The sequence below is a fragment of the Amphritea atlantica genome, assembly GCA_024397875.1.
Classification (GTDB): Bacteria; Pseudomonadota; Gammaproteobacteria; order Pseudomonadales; family Balneatricaceae; genus Amphritea; species Amphritea atlantica_B.
On the sequence record CP073344.1, the window covers coordinates 109,339 to 126,923 of the forward strand.

Genomic DNA, 17,585 nt, shown 5'->3' on the forward strand with positions numbered 1-17,585 from the left:
ATGGAGTTTGTCGTTGTTTTTCTGGTTAGCCTTTTTGTACTTATGTTGCTGGTTGTGGGGTTGTTATTTGGGCGAGCGCCGACCTATCGACCTGACCGGGAATATGTGTTGTCATTAATGCAGGGAATAGACGATCGTTCAACGACAGAGCAGGCATGGAGCCTGTTCATACATACGCCAATCTCACACGATACTGAGCTGGAAGGTTTCCGTCGGCGTTGTTACCAGTTTGATCAGGGAGAAGTGGATAGTGTTACCGCAAGACCTGGTTTGAATGGCTATCTCTACGACCTTCAAGGGCGTAACTACATCAAACAGATGGCAACGGAACTGGAGGAGTTTATCCGCAATGCTCCTTTGACAGTCGATTTTTAATCAAGGTATTGCTGGTGCGCTATGAGGCGCTGCAGACGGGAAAGGATCTGCCATACTTTTCTGTTATTACCGTTTTTCGCCGCATCATTCAGCTCTATGCTGCAGTTTTCCAGTTCCGGTAGCTCGAATAGCCCGGCCAGACCGATCAACTGATGGCTGTGGTCTCGTATACTCTTTAGATTGCTCTGCTTAAACGCCTGCTGTAACCCCTCTATCTGCGTTGTCAGCTCTTGGTGCAGATCCTCTTTACTTATCTTGTATTTACTCAGATTTGTATTTGTCACCGGTGTGTCTGGCTGTGGTGTCACTTCGTTATACTTTGGATTCTCTTTTCCGCAAAGCATTCCCAGCAGTTTGATCAGCCGTGTGTCATTGATGGGTTTATATTCAATCCGGGTAACCCCTGCCTGGCGTAGAGCATGCTCCTCGCTGGAAATTACATCAGCGGTCAGTGCAATAATAGGAAGGTCAGGAAAGTGTTCACGCGCTGCACGGGTTGCTCTGATCCCGTCCATTCTCGGCATATGTACATCCATTATGACTATATCAGGCTTTATTTCATTAATTCGCTTGATGGCCTGCTCACCGTCCCTTGCTTCAAAAACGGTTCCCCCGGCAGACTCAATAATCTTTCTCAATAGTAATCGGTTAAAGTCATTATCTTCTGCAATCAGAATAACTCTATCAGTCAGCGGTCGACTTGTACTGTGTTCGGTTTTCAGTTGCGGGTTATTTACCGGGGTCTGGCACAGCCATTTTTTAAGTGTCTCCCGGTGTAATGGCTTACTGTTAATTGTCAGTTGAGGGTTATCGGTCAGGTGTGAAAATTCGTCAGTGTTACCGGCAAGGGCAGGTGTCAGCAGCAGGATATAGCCTTTAAATGAGGCGAAGATTTTGCTTATTTTTAGCTTTTGCTGATTCGCTATATCGCTATTTGCACTCAGCCCGAAGATCAGCCCTGCTGAGTGTCCCTGTACACCTGACAGCGTTTTTTCCAGATCCTGGATCGTTGCACAGGCAGACAACTGTGATACCAGTGGGCGAGCCATATTGCTGAGAGACTCGAGGCTCTCAGTGTGTCTGTCGAAGATAATAAGCTCGACTTTTTGTGGCGTAACCCCGGAAGTCTGCAGCAGCTTATGGTCAGTTTTGACCGTGATGCTACAGCAGATTTGGGTACCTGCCTGTAGCGTGCTGGAGAGTTCAATGCTACCCCGCATCAGTTGTACCAGCTTTTGTACAATTACAAGTCCCAGGCCACTACCACCAAACCGGCGTGTTATTGATGAATCGGCTTGGGCAAAAGCATTGAAGAGGAGTGTCTGTTGCTCTTCAGAAATTCCGATACCGGTATCTTTGACGCAAAGTTGCAGCTGTTTTTGGTCATGGCTCTCATTCAGGGTTTTAAGTGTGACCAGAATCTGGCCTTTGTCAGTGAATTTTATTGCATTGCTGATAAGGTTGGTTGCGATCTGACGCAGTCTGGTTGGGTCTCCTAACACATCAGTATAGGCGGTTTCATCGACCTGGTAGGCTAACTCCAGTCCTTTCGCGGCAGCGCTTTGGGACTGCATCTCAAGTGCTTCGAAAATCACCTGTTCAGGATTGAACTGTATTCGTTCAAGTTTTATTGCATCGGATTGTAGTTTGGCAAAATCCAGTATGTCATCGATGAGTGATAACAGCATGGTCGAAGTCTGGTTGATAATCCGACAATGTTCCTGCTGCTCAAAGCTCAGATCTGTTTGTCTGAGCATATTGGTAAAACCTAGTATCGATGTCAGAGGTGTCCTGAGCTCATGACTCATACGTGCAAGGAACTGATCCTTAGCCATATTGGCCTGATCTGCTCGCTGGCGTGCTTTCTGGAGGGCAATATTCTGGTTTTTCAGGTGATACAGGGTTTTTCGTAACCGTTCAGTCGCTTTTTCCACCTGACTCTCAAGAATCTGATTGGAACTCTGAACCTGTTCAGCTAGAAGGTTTACCCCTTTTTCCAGAGAGCCAAGCTCAGCATAGGACTGAATCTCAACCCTGGCATCGAGGTGTCCCTCTTCAAGTCTTTTGACAACGCCGGTCAGGCTGATTATCGGCTTTGTCAGCGTTTCAGCGAATCGTGCAGCGATAATAAATGTGCCAATCAGTCCTCCCAGCAAAATCAACAGGCTATTGGTAATGATCTGGTTTTCACGGTTATGCATCGGTGCGGTCGACATTGCGACCACAATCCAGCCCAGCAGCTGCCGCTCCACCTGAGCAGAGCCCGTCTCGGGGGAATCACCAACGATAATTCCCTGAGTGGTGACCGGCGTGGTGAACAGCCAGACAGCATCGTCCGTCTGACGGCTTGGCTGTGGCTTCAGGTCGGGTGTTAGTTTGAAATGGCTGGAGCGATATAGAACTCTTTTGTCCCGGTTGATAAAGATCACATCGGCTACATCGGCTTCCTGTATAGGCCCCTGACTGAGCGCCGATAGCTGATGAGTCATTTCTGAGATCAGCCCAAATTCTGAAGCCTGAGCAAGCAGCCGGGACATAGTCTCACCCCTTTCAATCAGAGCTGATTTATTGTCGGCTATCCGGGTTGAGACAAAGTACCCGGCTAAGATCAGGGTCATTACGACCAGCGGGATCAGAGCAATCAGTAATACTTGTTGACGAATCCCATAACGGTTTTTCCTGTTCTTAATCACTGGGTTTCTGCCTCCACAATTAGTTGCTGGAGTTGTTCAGCGGTTTTTATTGACAGGTTTAATTGTCTTGCAATCCGCGGATTAGTAACCACTTTAAAATAGGGGCTAAAAGAGGGGGGCGGTAAAGAGCCTCTGGCAATCAAGTGCAGCTGTTCAGCGGTATAACGACCTATATCTTCCGGGGTGGAGATACATGCAGCAACCGCTCCGGCTTTAACATAGTTCTGTGAGAAGGCGAGCAATGGGACCCGGTTTCGCAGAGACATATATAAAAGCCATTTCGCCGTGGTTTTATTTAATGTACTTTGGTCCGGAATAACGAGAAACAGGTCCGAACTCTCCATTATTGGCTGAATACGCTGTATAGGGTTGTCTTCAAGGGTCAGCATCTGATAATTGAGGCTAAGGTTCATTGCTGCTGCGGCCTCTTTCAGTTCAGGCAATATATACTTCGAGTCAGGTCCCAGTGTGAACCCCAGCCTTTTCAGTTGTGGTCTTATCTCTGTTGCCAGCTTAAGCTGGCGTTGTAGCGGTTGATCGAGAAAGATGGCTGTTGTGCTGATCTCTCTTTGTTTGAGTTCACGGGAGTATTTCTCTGATAACTGTTGGAAGCGCTGGCTGGGTATAAAGGTGCTAATGATCGTGCTGTTTTGCTGAGCGAATTTCATCGCAAATTCAGTGGCCAGACTGCCGACAGTAATGAGCAAACGATATGATTCGAGATGGTTTTTGGCATTATCAGTCATGTGGTCGGTATAGGAGGTATCCATGCTGATGGTCGGACCCTGACTGATGATTTTAGACGCAACACTTTCGTAGGCAGGATTTTCGCTGCTGAGCAGCAGTAGCGAATCAGCGGCTTTAACATTGTCGCAGGCAAGCAAAAAAGCTATCAGTAAACAGAAGATCTGACAGTTATAAGTGGTTCTTGTGACTACTTCCTGTGTAGTTTTCAGCATAATCCGTTTTGGCAGAAAGTCAGAAACTTAGCTGGGCTTGTAAGTAGGTTCGTTGTTCAAACATATTTTCAGCATAAAACTCAGAATAGGGTTTATCCAGTAAGTTCTGAACAATCAGCGCAATACTCAGCTCATTCTGAGGTGAGAGTCTGAATCCCTTGGAAATTTTCAGATCAGTCCGGTGGTAAGGTGAATTGGGAGGATCTTTCTCGACATTTCGTTGGGCTTCAATCCATTGCACTGAACTTAGGAAATAGTGGTTAATGCTAAGCATCAGGTTATTAGGAAGGGTGACGCTTGCCAGTGCCGAAGCGGTATGGGTAGGATTCCGGGTTTTCAGGGGATCGATCTCGTTTGTTACTTCACTGAGAATACGCCGACCGCTGCTTTGTATATAACCATAATTTAGAATTATAAGAGGCTTGTAAATGCTTTGTGACTGGTACTTATATTGCATTTCAATGCCTTTGTTATGCCATTGAGCGCTGTTTGAAATGATGTGGGTCCTGGGGGGATTCCCTTTTAATAGAGCAATTAGCTCAGGAGGTGAGGATATTTCTGATTCGCTAATACCACCAGAGATATCTTCATAAAACAAACGCAGATCCAGTTCGCTATTGTATTGCTGCCATTTAGAATGTGTTCCAATATCAAAAGTATCTACTTGTTCCGGTCTAAGGTCTTCATTTTTAGTGAAACTGTAATCATAGACTGGAAGGGGGTATCCCTCTGGGGCATAGATTGTTGTTTGATAATTGGATTCAAGAAGGGAGGGCATGCGGAATGCCCGGCTTAAAGAGCTGCGGATAAAGCTTGAGTCTGAAAGTTGATAGTTTGCGGCTAGTCTGGGCGAGACTCTTTTGCCTGCATGTTTACTTTTCTCAGCGGAAAGACCCAGGTTATAGATCCAGTTTTCTTTGCTATATTGAAGGTTTATAAAAGTACGGACACTTTCTTCGTTTATCCATTCAGTCGTATCGAGTATCTGGCGGTTTATAGCACTGCCCGAGCGATAATTCAGACCGCTGACAAACTGTGCTTGTGAATTAAGCTTTTGTCGATATGAAACTTCTATGTCGTGCTGTTCGATATTTCCAGTTTCAGCAGTAATTTTGAAGGGCGCATTGATATCCAAAAATGCCTGCGCATCAGAACTTAATCCAGTTTCTTCTGCTCTCAATAAACGGGCATCAAAAATATTTTCACTATGGGAATAGGAAACTTGTAACTCCTTTTCAGAGCCTAACTGTCGAGTCCAGTTGAGATATTGATAATTGGTTTCAAATTCTCGCCGCTTTGGATCTGGGAGATTCGGATCATTAGTCGATTTGATATCACCGACAGAAGAGTAGCCGGAATTAGCGCCCAGATTGACCGTGAAAGTATCGAGTAATGTGGGAGATATCGAGGTGTTGAAGGTAAAATGCCGGTTAAAATAGGGGTCTGAATTGCCACTGCTAAACCGGTTGCCTTCGTTACCGGTGATACCTGCAGAAAGACTGTAGTAGCCCAACTCATGGAATGCGCTGTATCGGCTGTAAAAGGTTTTATTATCAAACTCTCCCTGCTGATATTTGACAATGTTTTCGCGGGGTGAAAAAGCGGAGTGGGTAATAATATTAATAGCTCCCAGAAAGGCATTCGAACCCTGGGTAACGGTGTTAGTGCCCCGAACCACTTCGATCCGTTCTATATCATCAATACTGATTGGCAGGCTTTCCCAAATGACAGTAGAGAAAAGGGGAATATAGACTGACCGGCCATCTATCATAACCTCCATTCTGGGGGGAAACTTATCACTCATACCATGATAGGCCACCGCCGATGCGTTGGTGGCTATATGATAGGATTGCATGCCCGGCACCAGCCGGAAAAGCTCGGGGATGGTTGTGGCACTGGATGCCTCAATCATTCGGCGGTCAATGATAGTGATAGACGCAGGCGCTTCGCTGAGCTTTTGTGGCAGTCGGGTTGCTGAAAATGTGACCGGAAGTTCGGTCAGATAATCAAGCTCAGATAGCGCGTCTTGCGCTACACAGAATGCGGAAAGAGGACACAAAATGAAAGCCACAGACAGGCTGCTTATTGTCCGGCGAATATTTATAAATGACATGGTTGTGGTTTTAACCTGCAATTAGGTTTGATCAGATCCGTGTACCAACCCAAATAACAATAACACCCATCAATATTGCTTCGATAATAAAACCATTATGTTCGATTATCCATTGCATACTCAGAACCTACGTCATGTTTATCTGTTCCTGATAAACAAATGGCCAGAAAAAGTCAGGGAAAATAAGGCTTATGAATATACCTGATATCACCATACTGGTCGATTCAGATGCAGGTTAATGTTTCAAGAAAAAGTAAACGCCTGTTTTAAAGTGGGGGTATTGATCTCTGCCTTTGCTGCACAGTGATGCAGATATCGCCGCATAAAAGGACTATTAATTCTTCCCGGCCCCGCTGTGTTGCTGGCAGGGCGTTTACCTTTTGACTGTTTTCAGAATGACAAATTTGTTATTGCTGGCGACGGTTGAACAGTTGCCGAAAAGTCTTTTCAATTTAGCGTGGTAGTTAAGATGGCGGTTGCCGATAACCCAGAGCTCGCCGCCTTTTTTAAGCACCGCCTTAGATTCGCTGAACATCTGCCAGGCGATAAAATCACCAATGGCGTTCTGCTGGTGAAAAGGGGGATTGTTGAGTATCAGGTCACAGCTGTCCTGTGTAATGCCATTTAAACAGTCAGTAACCTTAAATGTGGCGCTGCGTTCAGGAAAGGCTCTGTGAAAGTTGTTTTCAGCAGAAGCTACAGCCATGTAGGATTCATCCACAAAGTGGATGGTTGCCTCTGGATTGGCTGCTGAAGCCATCAGACCAACAATACCATTGCCGCAGCCAAGGTCGACTATCTGCTGAAAACGGTTATCAGCGGGCAGGTGTTCGATCAAAAAACGGGTACCGATATCCAGTTTTTCGCGGGAGAATACGTTGGCATGGTTGAGGATCTGATACTCAGTGTTTTCCAGTATATATGACTTTGGGTAGCTGTTTTCAGGTGGATTCAGTGTTGGGTTGAACCGGGAGAAGATCAGTCGGGCTTTTTTTCTGGCCAGTGATGTTTGAGTCTGACCTATAATCGTTTCAAATAACTCCAGGGTTGACGTGTGAATCCCCTTAACCATTCCCGCGCCGATAATCTGACTATTCTGGCTCAGACAAGAGCGGATGCGATGCAACTGATCTTCCAGTTGTCCCAGACTTTTGGTGACTTTTAATAGCACCAGATCGTAAGGTTCACCTTGGCCATAATCCATCAGAGAGTGCCTGAATTCTATCGCGTCGGGATCAAGATGATTCTGACTGAAGTTAAGCCGCATCCCTTGCTGGGCAATAAATGAGTCGCTGACAGAAACCGTGTGATAACCGGAGAGCGCGCAGGCCAGTGTGCCGAAGCTATCGTTCAGAATCAGGATGCGGCTGTTGGTGTGCAGCAACTGTTCATCCTGCAGGTAGTTCAGCAGATATTCGTCAGCTGCATCCCAGGCACGCAGGGTTTCCTGTTGTCGGGCAGGAAAGCGGGACAGTTCAAAATTGCCCTGAGGGACGGCAAGGGTTTCCATCGTAATCCTGTAAACTGAATAGTGGGCAGATGATTATAAGGAATTAATTGCGTGAGACCAGATAAACGCCAGCACTCATCATGATTCCTCCGGCACACTGATTCAGCCGTTGCATCGCGGTTGGTGATTGTAATCGCTTACTCGCCCAGTGGGCGCAGTAAGCAATTAACATCAGCCCCAGCATCAGGGCAGTCAGTGTCAGGCCTGCCGCCAGGATAATATCCTTACTGTCGAGTGAAGACAGGTCCATAAATGTGGGTAGAAAGGCGATATAAAACAGAATCACTTTCGGATTGGAAGCGGAGATGAGAGCGCCCTGTATAAACTCCAGAGATGACCGCCTGCCGATCGGTGTGGTTGGGGCTTTTAGCGTGGGTTTGCTGGTAAAAATTTTAAAGCCCAGCCAGAGCAGGTATGCAGCCCCTATCCATTTGATTAGCGTGAAAAGCCCGCTCCAGTGTTCGGCAATGGTGGCCAGGCCGAGACAGGCAAGCGTCAGGTAGATAATGTCGCTGCAGGTCATCCCCAGTGCCAGCATAAAACAGCGTCGGGAGCCTTCTACCATCGCTTTGGCAAGAATGGCAAACACACCGGGACCGGGCGTTATGCCAAAGATAAATATGGCGATAAAAAAGGTGATGGCGCTTTCGAAAGACATGACAGACTCCTTTGCTTTAGCAGGGAGTGAGTTTACCGTTTAGCCTGTTTGAAGGCTATTGTGATAAGCGTAATTAGTTGTTCTGATGCCGTTCTGCTGAGGTTTTCTTTTTGTCACCGGGATCGTTGCATACTCGGTTTTTGCCCGAAGACTTAGCCCGGTATAGAGCCTTGTCGGATCGGGCAACGATGCTGTTAATCGATTCATCCGGTTCATACTCTGCGACACCAAAGCTACCGCTGATTAGTGTTTCCGGAGCGAGTTTGAAATCATGTTTTTGTATCGCCCTGCGTAACTTTTCGGCGCTTGCCAGAGCCTCTTTGAGGTTTGATTCGGGCAGCACGATAAGAAATTCTTCTCCTCCCCAGCGGCCATAATGATCACTCAAGCGACAATTGCTGTGTAAAATATCAGCGACCTCTTTAAGCACCCGGTCTCCTTCATTGTGTCCAAAATGGTCATTAATTACTTTGAAATCATCCAGATCAAAAAAAATCACAGAAAATGGGCGCTTATATCGTCTGGCTATATCGCAGCTCTCCAAGAGTGATTCTGTCAGTGTCCTTCGGTTATAGAGGCTGGTTAACGGGTCATGTCTGGCCATCTCTGTGAGTTGTTGGTTGTGAATATGAATCACCCTGTAGCGGTATATAAGAAACAGGAGCAGGGCGCCGATGATGGCTGTCATCTGCCATGCCAGAGAGTAATCAGTCTCGTGTTCAAAGGTTATCCTGATCCAGCGATTGCGAATCTCGTCACGCTCCTCCGGGGTAATCGAACTTATAGCTTTGTTGATGATATCGAGCAGGGGGGTGTCCTGATAGGTGCGGTTAACTGCGACACTGATATCCCAGGTGTCCCGGACCTGATCTATCACTTTAATCCCGGACAGGTGGAGCTGGCTGATAGCAGAGCTGATGCCGTCAGGGGCGTTCAGTAAGGCGAAAACTTCACCGGTCTGAACCCGTTTAAGACCATCGCTGACGGATGCAACCGGCATTATATTGGCGTCCGGAACCCGCCCGCGAATAATCTCAATAAAGGCTGATCCTTCGATGATAGCCAGTGGTTGCCTGAATATCTCTTGCAGCGGCATATTGGCTGGCGTGTCTGACCTGACGGCCAGCACGGCAGGCATGCTCAGATAAGGACGGGAGAACTGCATAAACTTCGCCCGGTTCGGAGTCTGCATTGCGCCAGCGATGATGTCGCACTTTGCCGCTTTCATCGAGGCGATGGATTGGCTCCATACCTGGGAGGTAATGGTTTCAAACCGGAGTCCGGTTCGCCGGCTGATCAACTGTAGATAGTCAGGAATGACCCCTTCGTAATGGTTGAATTTTAACTGGCTGTAGGGCTCCCAGAGGGGATCACCACAGACTTTGAAAATCTGCTTGTTTGCCAGAAACTGCTTCTCTCTCTGGTTAAAGGATAGCCGGGCCTGATCTTTTGGGTGGTAGATAAAGCCTTCGATTGTGTAATCAGACGGGATTAAATTAAACAGCAGATACAGTTGGGAGATGACTCTCAGTTTTTCCGGTTGGATGGATCCGAACCGGCCTTCCTTATCAAAAGCCTGTTTTGCTAACTGTTCGCCTTCAAATATCAGAGCTGCTTTTGAGCGATTCTGACTGTTGTACTCGGCGATGATAAGGTCTGCGGTTTCCTCAATATGGCTGAAGGCGTAGCGCCAGCCCTTAATGGTTGCCTGGCGAAAAGCTGCAACCAGTTCAGGCTTTTCCAGCAGCAGTGCTTCTGATGTGAACAGCAGATCAGAGTACATACTGAAACCGTAATTTTCCGGCTGCATCATGGTGTATCCGATACCCTTCTCCTCGAGCTGGAAGGGCTCATTAGATAGGTAGGATGCCATCGCATCGGTTTTACCTTCGATCAGGTCGTTGATATTAAAGCTATGACTCTGACGCTCGAAATCCGATTCCGTGATGCCTGACTGACGCAGCATCGCCAGCAGCTCAACCTGTTTCTCTGCATCCGGGGTCATCATGATCCGTTTACCCAGAAGGTCGGCAGGCTTTGAAATTCCAGACTTTTCGGTTGTTAATAACATAAGAGGGGAGTTTTGAAAGGTTGCCAGCAGTGCAACAATTCTTGCTCCGTTAATGCGCTGCGCCAGAATAGTTGAACGACCTAAGGCAAAATCCCGTTCACCTGTCAGCACAGTAGCGACCGGATCTTCATTGTTTTCATACTCATGAATTGAAAGATCGATCCCCGCCTGGCGGTAAAATCCTTTCTGTTTCGCCACATAATACCCGGCAAACTGAAACTGATGCTTCCAGATGAGCTGCAAACTGACCGGTGTCAGATCCTCTGTGCTGGTGTACTTCGTGCCACTGTTTTGCGCGCTATAACTGAGTGTTGCCAGCGCAGTGCACAGCAGAATAAATAACAGCTTAAAAGCGTGATACAGCATATTCTATGTCCTGCTTAGGCAGTAATCATCACTGTGACTGACCCCGATATAAACGACGATAGGCGGCAACCTGACTCAGTTTAATTTTAATCAATAAACAGATATCCATTGCGATTCTTTGTCGCATTTTGGGGACGTCATTGTCAGCATAGACCGTCAGTTATCGCTTTTGCAGTTATGAATACAACGTTTATTAAACAGCTGTTTGTATTCGCAGCTGACTTTTTGAACTGCACAGCTTAAACAAGCTGCATTCTTATGGGGGATTGTGCGAAAATGACCGCCTAAATTTTACCGATCATTCAGGAATGAAAATGCTTAAAATGTTGCTCCGCGGATTGTTTTTAATGTTGTTGGCGGGGGCCGTTAATGCCGCCCCGGTGTTCGTTTTTACAGCGATTCCTGATCAGGATGAAACCCAGCTTAAGCAGCGATTCCAGAAAGTAGCCGCTTATCTGCAACAGGAACTGAACACTGAGGTGCGGTTTATTCCGGTTAAGTCCTATGCCGCGTCAATCACTGCGTTCCGAAACAATCAGGTGCAACTTGCCTGGTTTGGTGGTCTGTCCGGTGTACAAGCCCGGGAACTGGTGCCGGGAGCCCGCGCTGTGGCTCAGGGAGTCGAAGATCCTGAATTCAAATCGTACTTTATTGCCAATACCCGTTCTGGTCTCAGCCCGTCTGATCATCTGCCGGAGTCTCTGCGGGGGCTGACTTTTACCTTTGGTTCAAAAGGTTCTACTTCCGGACGCCTGATGCCTGAATATAATCTGCGGGAGCAGTTTGGCATTAGCCCTGACGAGCTGTTTAGCCGGGTCGGTTTCAGTGGTAACCATTCCCGTACGATTGCGCTGGTTGAGTCCGGAGCTTATCAGGTGGGGGCGCTGAACTATAAAGTCTGGGAAACAGCTGTGGCAGAGGGGAAAGTGGATACTTCCAAAGTACAGGTGATCTGGGAAACACCAACCTATCCTGACTATCAGTGGACCGTTCGCGGGGACCTCGATGCCGTTTATGGTGAAGGCTTTACTGCCCGGGTTGAAAAAGTATTGCTGGGAATGAAGGATCCTGAACTGCTGAATAGCTTCCCGCGTTCTGGTTTTATTCCAGCATCGAATGAAGACTTTGAGCCTGTGCGTAAGGTTGCGAAGCAGGTGGGCTTGCTGGATTAATGACTGCTCTTGCGATACAGAGTGATTCACTGGGCTACGGTGGTCAGCGGGTTCTGGGGCCTGTCAGTCTTGATATCCGGACTGGCGAGCACCTTATTCTGCTGGGTAAAAGTGGTTGTGGTAAGTCGACCCTGCTGAATCATATCTATAGCGAAAATCGCAACGAGTGCGCCCTGATCCCCCAGGGATTAGGGTTGGTCGGGAGTCTGAGCGTATTTCATAATGTCTATATGGGGTGCCTGTCCCGCCATACGGTGTTTCACAATATACGCAACCTGGCATGGCCCTCTCCAGCCCGGGTGGCTGAAATATTGCCCTTGCTTGAACGGTTAGGGTTAAGCGATAAGTGTTTCGCTGCGGTGGACGATCTGTCCGGCGGTCAGCAGCAACGTGTTGCGGTTGCCCGGGCGCTTTACCAGCAAGCCTCTGTGTTGCTGGCTGATGAACCGGTGTCGGCCTTAGACGGCCCTGAAGCAGATCGGGTGATGTCGCTGCTGGGACAAAATTTTATCACCGCCGTGATTACTCTGCATGATGTTGACCGGGCGTTGCGCTATGGTCAGCGGATTATCGCCATTCAGGATGGTGAACTTGTCCTTGATGAACGGGCCGACCGGCTGACAGTAAGTACCCTGAATGAGTTCTACTAAAATACTCTCCCTGCCACGCTATCGCTGGCCCGGTGGCGTTCGGACGGGTATGTGGTTTCTCCTGGTTGCACTGATCTGTCTGCCATTTGCTGATCTGGAGGTCTCCAGTCTGGACCCCTGGAGTGAACTGGGACGACTGTTACAGGGGGTTGTCTCTCCACAGTTGATGGATTCCGGCCTGATAATCGAAGCGCTGTTGGCAACACTGGCTTTTGCTTTCGCCGGAGTGGCGCTGGCCGTTGTCTGTGGCTTTCTGCTGGCTCTGGCTTTTCACCATGCCCTTATCCGCGCAATCTGTGCCCTGACGCGCTCGATCCATGAGCTGTTCTGGGCGTTGATTTTTTTGCAGTTTTTTGGCCTTCATCCGTTAACCGGACTGCTGGCCATTGCGGTTCCGTACTCAGGTATATTTGCCCGCATGTATGCTGAGATTCTGGGACGGGTTCCGAAGCATCCGGAAGATGCACTGCCCGCCGGGAGTGGCTTTTTCAGCGCTATGATCTACACCCGGTTGCCGCTGGCCTGGCCGCATCTGGTCAGCTACACCTCCTATCGTCTTGAATGCGGGATTCGCAGCAGCGCAATTCTGGGGTTTGTCGGGCTGCCAACCCTTGGCTACTATCTGGAATCTTCCTTTTCTCAGGGATACTATCCTGAGGTTGCGGGGTTGATGATCCTTTTTTACCTGTTAATCGCGACCAAGAAATGGTGGCTCAGGCGCTGGACTCTGCCACTGTTTTTGCTGGGCGCGCCTCTTTTTATGGGGTCGGGCCTGCCGATCATCTGGGGCAATGTCTGGCGGTTTTTCTCTGAGGATATCGTGCCTGCTCCTCTGCGTAGTAATGAGGCGAGCTGGCAATCTCTGGCAGACTGGGCGGGAACTATTGTTATTGATCAGGCGTTGCCCGGGGTCTGGAATACTCTGTTGCTGTCACAGATTGCACTGGTTGTGACCGGGTTGTTTGCGCTGCTGTTATTTCCCCTGATCAATCGAGATTGCTTTGGTCTTGCCGGACGGTTTCCCGGGCATATGTTTCTGGTGGTGGCCCGCTCTACCCCTGAGTACTTGCTGGCCTATATTTTGTTGCAGTTTCTGGGCCCCTCAATGCTGCCTGCGGTGATCGCACTGGCGATTCACAATGGCGCCCTGATTGGATATCTGACCGGGCGTAATAGTAATGAAATACAGTTAAGAGCTGATGCACCTGCAAGACGGCTTGACCGCTATTTTTATGAGTTACTGCCCCGCAGCTACCCGGCCTTCCTGTCCTTTATGCTCTATCGCTGGGAAGTGATCATGCGGGAGACCGCTATTCTGGGGATTCTGGGTATTCAGACCATCGGTTTTTTTGTCGATAGCGCGATCCAGGAGATTCGTTTCGATGTTGCCCTGTTGCTGATTCTGATCGCTGCGATCATGAACATTCTGGTTGATCTGCTGGCTCGGCGGATTCAGCGGCATGTTTAAGTTTTATCCCCCCATTTTGTGGAATTAAGGCGGCATAAACCTCACCAGCAGCTATCCTGAAAGACATGCTTGCCGATAACTGGCAGATAGCACGGTTAACTAAAAACTGAGGGAACGGTTGTGCGAATGATGTCAGAGCATCTATTAAACACCACAGGCTACAACGCTGAGGAGCAATTAATCTGCAGGCGTGTGGTTATGCCTGAAAGCTGTTTGGCAGGTTTTTTTCGGGTATTACCGTCTTTGATTTACCGCTTGCCGGGTGGTTTCCAGTGAACCTGCTGACCAAAATCCTGCTCTGGATGTTCCCGGTAGCACTGCCGGTGATGGGCTTTACCTGGAGCTATTATCAGGCGCAGCTGGATGCTACAGCTGAGCAGGTTGGCAATATTAGTTCGCTGGTGTCGGCTTCGGGGGCTCAGCGGCTGAACGATCTACTCAGCTTGAGAATCAGCGAATTTGTGCTTCTGGGGGAAAGTATTAATAACTGCGGTGCTATCGATTCTGCCAGTGATTTTATGTTATCGGCGCGCAATGCGTTGCAGCGGAGTCAGGGGTTTTCTGCACTGGTGATTGCCGATAAGACGGGTAAGGTGGATTTGAGTCTGGTGGCCGGAGTGACTCGATCTCAGACTGTTCTGCCCCGAGTGCTGGAAAATAGCTGGTTATTTAATGCCGGGCACTTTAACCATATCGAAGCATTATTTAAACGCTGGCAGGATGACTTGTCAGGACTGCAGCAGCAAAAGAACGAACTGTTTATGCAAGCGTTGAGCATGGAGCGTAAAGGAGAGGTCGACTCTGCTAATTACTATAAATTGCAAAACAGAATATTCAGTCTGACATCAAGAATAGCTCGTCCCCCGGTATATATAGATTATGCCGGGGGGCGGGAAGCGATGCTTATGGGGCTGTTATTTGAGCGTGATACGTTTCTTTTTACTCAGCCCCTGATCTCCTGTAACGGTCATTTGAAAGGCTATGTGACCGCTTTTCTGGACCGTACTCAGATCGATGATATTCTTAATGATCTGCATAAAAGTCTGGCGGACAGAGGCATAAAGGCTGCAGATGTTGTGCTGGTGAGCACTAAACCTCTGCGTTTTGAATCAGATTATCGTTATCTGAATGTCGCCACGTTGCAAAATTTCGGTCAGCGATTGCCGCAAGCGAGTATGTACAGCCAGCAGTCTGATGGTTTTCTGGCATCCGCTCCTGTGGCCGATAATCAGGTACTCAATAAACTCATGGAAAAGGTGAGTGCTACCGCCCAGAATGTTTCTGCTGCAGAGTATCAGGACTACATTAATCAGTTTTCCTCGTTCTCTTTGCTGGTATTCATTGCCGACAGTGGCTGGCGTGAAGCTGGCAAGCAGTTACTGCTGGAAGCTTCGGTATGGCTGATAGTCAGCATGTTTCTGCTGTTTAGCCTTATTTATATGCTGGCGAAAAGTATTGTCGCGCCAGTGGTCAGGCTGAAGCAATCGGTAGATAAAGTTGAGGCGGGAGATCTTTCTGTTCAGGCCAGGGTCAGTTCATCTGATGAAATAGGGCAGTTGGCCAGTGCTTTCAATCGTATGACTCATACACTGCAACGTAGTGAAGAGGAACTTATTCGCCTGGCCCGGGAGGATGCGTTGACCGGGCTTATGAACCGCCGTGCATTGATTGAAGAAGCGATAAAAGAGCGCCATCGGGCTCAACGGCTAACAACTACGATAGCTATTGCAATGATCGATCTGGATCGTTTCAAGGATGTTAACGACCGGCACGGCCATGCTGCCGGCGATTGGGTGCTGAAAGAGTTTACCCGTATTATGCTGGGGATGTTACGTAAAACCGATCTGTTTAGTCGAATTGGTGGTGAGGAGTTTGTATTGTTACTGCCTGATACTGATCTGTCCACAGCACACCGGCTGCTTGAAACATTACTGTCTTCTCTGCGACAGAGTCGGATAGAACTGGAGGACGGCGCTGTTGTGCATCTGACATTCAGTGCAGGAGTGGTCATCTGGTCCGAGAATTGTGGCTTTGATGAGATGCTCCATTGGGCAGATGATAAACTGTATCAGGCTAAATTAGGCGGTCGGAATAAAGTGGTCAGCTGAGCATAGCAGCCCGTTATGAGTAATGCATGATTTGATTTGTTAGGTGAGCAAGTGATAGATTGCTGCTCAAATAATAATATAAACATTTGTTTTGTTTCTATTATTTGAGAATTAACCCTGGTGAAACGTTTATTGCAAGATGGTGATTTTTGTCGCCTGCAGAGGGCCGGTCAGGGTGTTTCACAAGCTGTAATCCAGGCAGGTCATGGATTTGAAATACCTAACCAATACCATCGGAAACCTGATATGAACTTAGTTCCGTTTGTGAAGTACACATCATGCGGTAATAACTTTGTTATCGTTGATGCAACGGATCGTTCTCCGCTTACCGAAGCGGAGATGTCACGGTTTGCCTTTCAGGCGACGAATACCAGTTTCGGTATTGGCTGCGATAATCTCCTGGTGATTCAGCGCTGTAGCCCTGAAATACTGAAATCGATTGCGGATTCACGGGGCTACTGGCGCAGTCTGCCAAATGCTGATCAGGCCGAATATCTGTTTCGTATGTTTGAGCCGGATGGCGAAGAAGCACTCTGTTGCGGTAACGGATTAATGTGCGTTGCCAGTCACCTTTATCATCAGCATGGCGTTTCATCCGCTTCGATCATGACAGAAATACCTTTGCAGGTACCTAAAATTATTCAGATCGGTGCTGGCAACGACCAACAGGGTGGTTGGGTAAATCTTGGTCATCCCCGGCGGGCCCCGGTTGAGTTGGCTACCTCAGAGCATTCCTCCCCTTTCACGCCGACGATCGACTATTACCCGGAGATCAGCGTCAGCTTTCGTGTAGGGGACCTGCAGGGTTTCAACAATGCAACCGTATTGAGAATTCAGGCACATCTGGTGTTTACCGGTGAACCCCACCTGGTGATTTTTCCGGACAGTAATTTTTCTATTCCGGAGCTGGCTGATTATGTTTTTGGTAGTTCTGAACCGAGGGCGTTCAAAGATCGTCGTGAAAGTTTTGGCACCTGGCTGGTAGAACATATCGGGCAGTATTTTAATAATCACTATAAGGCGATGTTTCCTGCGGGTATTAATGTCAATTTTGCACGACAGAGAGGCCCGGCGATTATTGAAAACCGATGTTTTGAACGAGGCATAAACCGGGAAACCCTTGCGTGCGGTACCGGCGCTCTGGCTGTTGCATATGTCTATAGCCAGATCAGTCAGTTAAATCTGGATGATATTGATATTTTACCCCACCGCTGCCGCTGGCATGATAAGCAGGCCCGGATTCGGATTCATCGGACTGACAGCGGTTGGTCGCTGGAAAGTATGCCGGTGATGCTATTTGAGGGTGTTTACCGGTTATTGCCTGTGAACCATCCGGTGGTTGATAAACTCTCTGCTACGCAGGATGAGAGTGCCGGGATTATGACAAGGTTGACGATGTGAACGCCAGAGCAGCCCGCAGGCAACAGATCGGAGTATTTCTG

Annotated in this window: 12 protein-coding genes; 6 read left to right on the top strand and 6 right to left on the bottom strand. The window is 48.2% G+C overall.

The genetic code is table 11. The annotated features are described in order from the left end of the window. Complete coding sequence (locus KDX31_00530; GenBank protein ID UTW03571.1) at positions 1 to 375, top strand: hypothetical protein; 375 nt, start codon at positions 1 to 3, stop codon at positions 373 to 375. Here the strand turns inward: KDX31_00530 and KDX31_00535 are convergent. From KDX31_00535 to KDX31_00560, 6 genes are all read right to left on the bottom strand, one after another. After that, a complete protein-coding gene (locus tag KDX31_00535) occupies positions 372 to 3,068 on the bottom strand; it encodes a response regulator (protein UTW03572.1) in 2,697 nt (898 codons plus the stop codon). The genes KDX31_00530 and KDX31_00535 overlap by 4 nt on opposite strands. Continuing rightward, positions 3,065 to 4,027, bottom strand: coding sequence for a hypothetical protein (locus tag KDX31_00540; protein ID UTW03573.1), 963 nt, complete (start codon positions 4,025 to 4,027; stop codon positions 3,065 to 3,067). Before KDX31_00540 ends, KDX31_00535 begins: the two co-directional genes overlap by 4 nt. A gap of 19 nt (positions 4,028 to 4,046) precedes the next feature. Then, positions 4,047 to 6,140, bottom strand: a complete 2,094-nt coding sequence (locus KDX31_00545; protein UTW03574.1) for a TonB-dependent receptor — start codon at positions 6,138 to 6,140, stop codon at positions 4,047 to 4,049. A gap of 373 nt (positions 6,141 to 6,513) precedes the next feature. Beyond that, positions 6,514 to 7,650, bottom strand: a complete 1,137-nt coding sequence (locus tag KDX31_00550; GenBank protein UTW03575.1) for a methyltransferase — start codon at positions 7,648 to 7,650, stop codon at positions 6,514 to 6,516. A 43-nt stretch (positions 7,651 to 7,693) separates the two neighbouring features. After that, positions 7,694 to 8,308, bottom strand: coding sequence for a LysE family translocator (locus KDX31_00555; GenBank protein ID UTW03576.1), 615 nt, complete (start codon positions 8,306 to 8,308; stop codon positions 7,694 to 7,696). Positions 8,309 to 8,381: 73 nt separating this feature from the next. Beyond that, positions 8,382 to 10,745, bottom strand: a complete 2,364-nt coding sequence (locus KDX31_00560) for a diguanylate cyclase (protein UTW03577.1) — start codon at positions 10,743 to 10,745, stop codon at positions 8,382 to 8,384. Positions 10,746 to 11,059: 314 nt separating this feature from the next. Here KDX31_00560 and KDX31_00565 point away from each other — a divergent pair, with 314 nt between their 5' ends. From KDX31_00565 to KDX31_00585, 5 genes are all read left to right on the top strand, one after another. Beyond that, on the top strand, positions 11,060 to 11,917 hold the full coding sequence (locus KDX31_00565) for a putative selenate ABC transporter substrate-binding protein (protein ID UTW03578.1): 858 nt from the start codon (positions 11,060 to 11,062) through the stop codon (positions 11,915 to 11,917). Continuing rightward, the gene (locus KDX31_00570; protein ID UTW03579.1) at positions 11,917 to 12,567 is read left to right on the top strand and encodes an ATP-binding cassette domain-containing protein; all 651 of its coding nucleotides are present in this window, start codon (positions 11,917 to 11,919) and stop codon (positions 12,565 to 12,567) included. Before KDX31_00565 ends, KDX31_00570 begins: the two co-directional genes overlap by 1 nt. Continuing rightward, complete coding sequence (locus tag KDX31_00575; GenBank protein ID UTW03580.1) at positions 12,554 to 14,035, top strand: ABC transporter permease; 1,482 nt, start codon at positions 12,554 to 12,556, stop codon at positions 14,033 to 14,035. The genes KDX31_00570 and KDX31_00575 overlap by 14 nt, the downstream gene beginning before the upstream one ends. Positions 14,036 to 14,307: 272 nt before the next feature. Further along, complete coding sequence (locus KDX31_00580) at positions 14,308 to 16,143, top strand: diguanylate cyclase (GenBank protein ID UTW03581.1); 1,836 nt, start codon at positions 14,308 to 14,310, stop codon at positions 16,141 to 16,143. 246 nt (positions 16,144 to 16,389) lie between these two features. Then, positions 16,390 to 17,544 (top strand): diaminopimelate epimerase, encoded by a 1,155-nt coding sequence (locus tag KDX31_00585; protein UTW03582.1) that lies wholly within the window; start codon positions 16,390 to 16,392, stop codon positions 17,542 to 17,544. Positions 17,545 to 17,585: the final 41 nt, after the last annotated feature.

Coding starts and splice junctions, on each gene's coding strand:
- KDX31_00530 (UTW03571.1), top strand. CDS start 1: ATGGAGTTTGTCGTTGTTTTTCTGGTTAGCCTTTTTGTACTTATGTTG.
- KDX31_00540 (UTW03573.1), bottom strand. CDS start 4,027: ATGCTGAAAACTACACAGGAAGTAGTCACAAGAACCACTTATAACTGT.
- KDX31_00545 (UTW03574.1), bottom strand. CDS start 6,140: ATGTCATTTATAAATATTCGCCGGACAATAAGCAGCCTGTCTGTGGCT.
- KDX31_00550 (UTW03575.1), bottom strand. CDS start 7,650: ATGGAAACCCTTGCCGTCCCTCAGGGCAATTTTGAACTGTCCCGCTTT.
- KDX31_00555 (UTW03576.1), bottom strand. CDS start 8,308: ATGTCTTTCGAAAGCGCCATCACCTTTTTTATCGCCATATTTATCTTT.
- KDX31_00560 (UTW03577.1), bottom strand. CDS start 10,745: ATGCTGTATCACGCTTTTAAGCTGTTATTTATTCTGCTGTGCACTGCG.
- KDX31_00565 (UTW03578.1), top strand. CDS start 11,060: ATGCTTAAAATGTTGCTCCGCGGATTGTTTTTAATGTTGTTGGCGGGG.
- KDX31_00570 (UTW03579.1), top strand. CDS start 11,917: ATGACTGCTCTTGCGATACAGAGTGATTCACTGGGCTACGGTGGTCAG.
- KDX31_00575 (UTW03580.1), top strand. CDS start 12,554: ATGAGTTCTACTAAAATACTCTCCCTGCCACGCTATCGCTGGCCCGGT.
- KDX31_00585 (UTW03582.1), top strand. CDS start 16,390: ATGAACTTAGTTCCGTTTGTGAAGTACACATCATGCGGTAATAACTTT.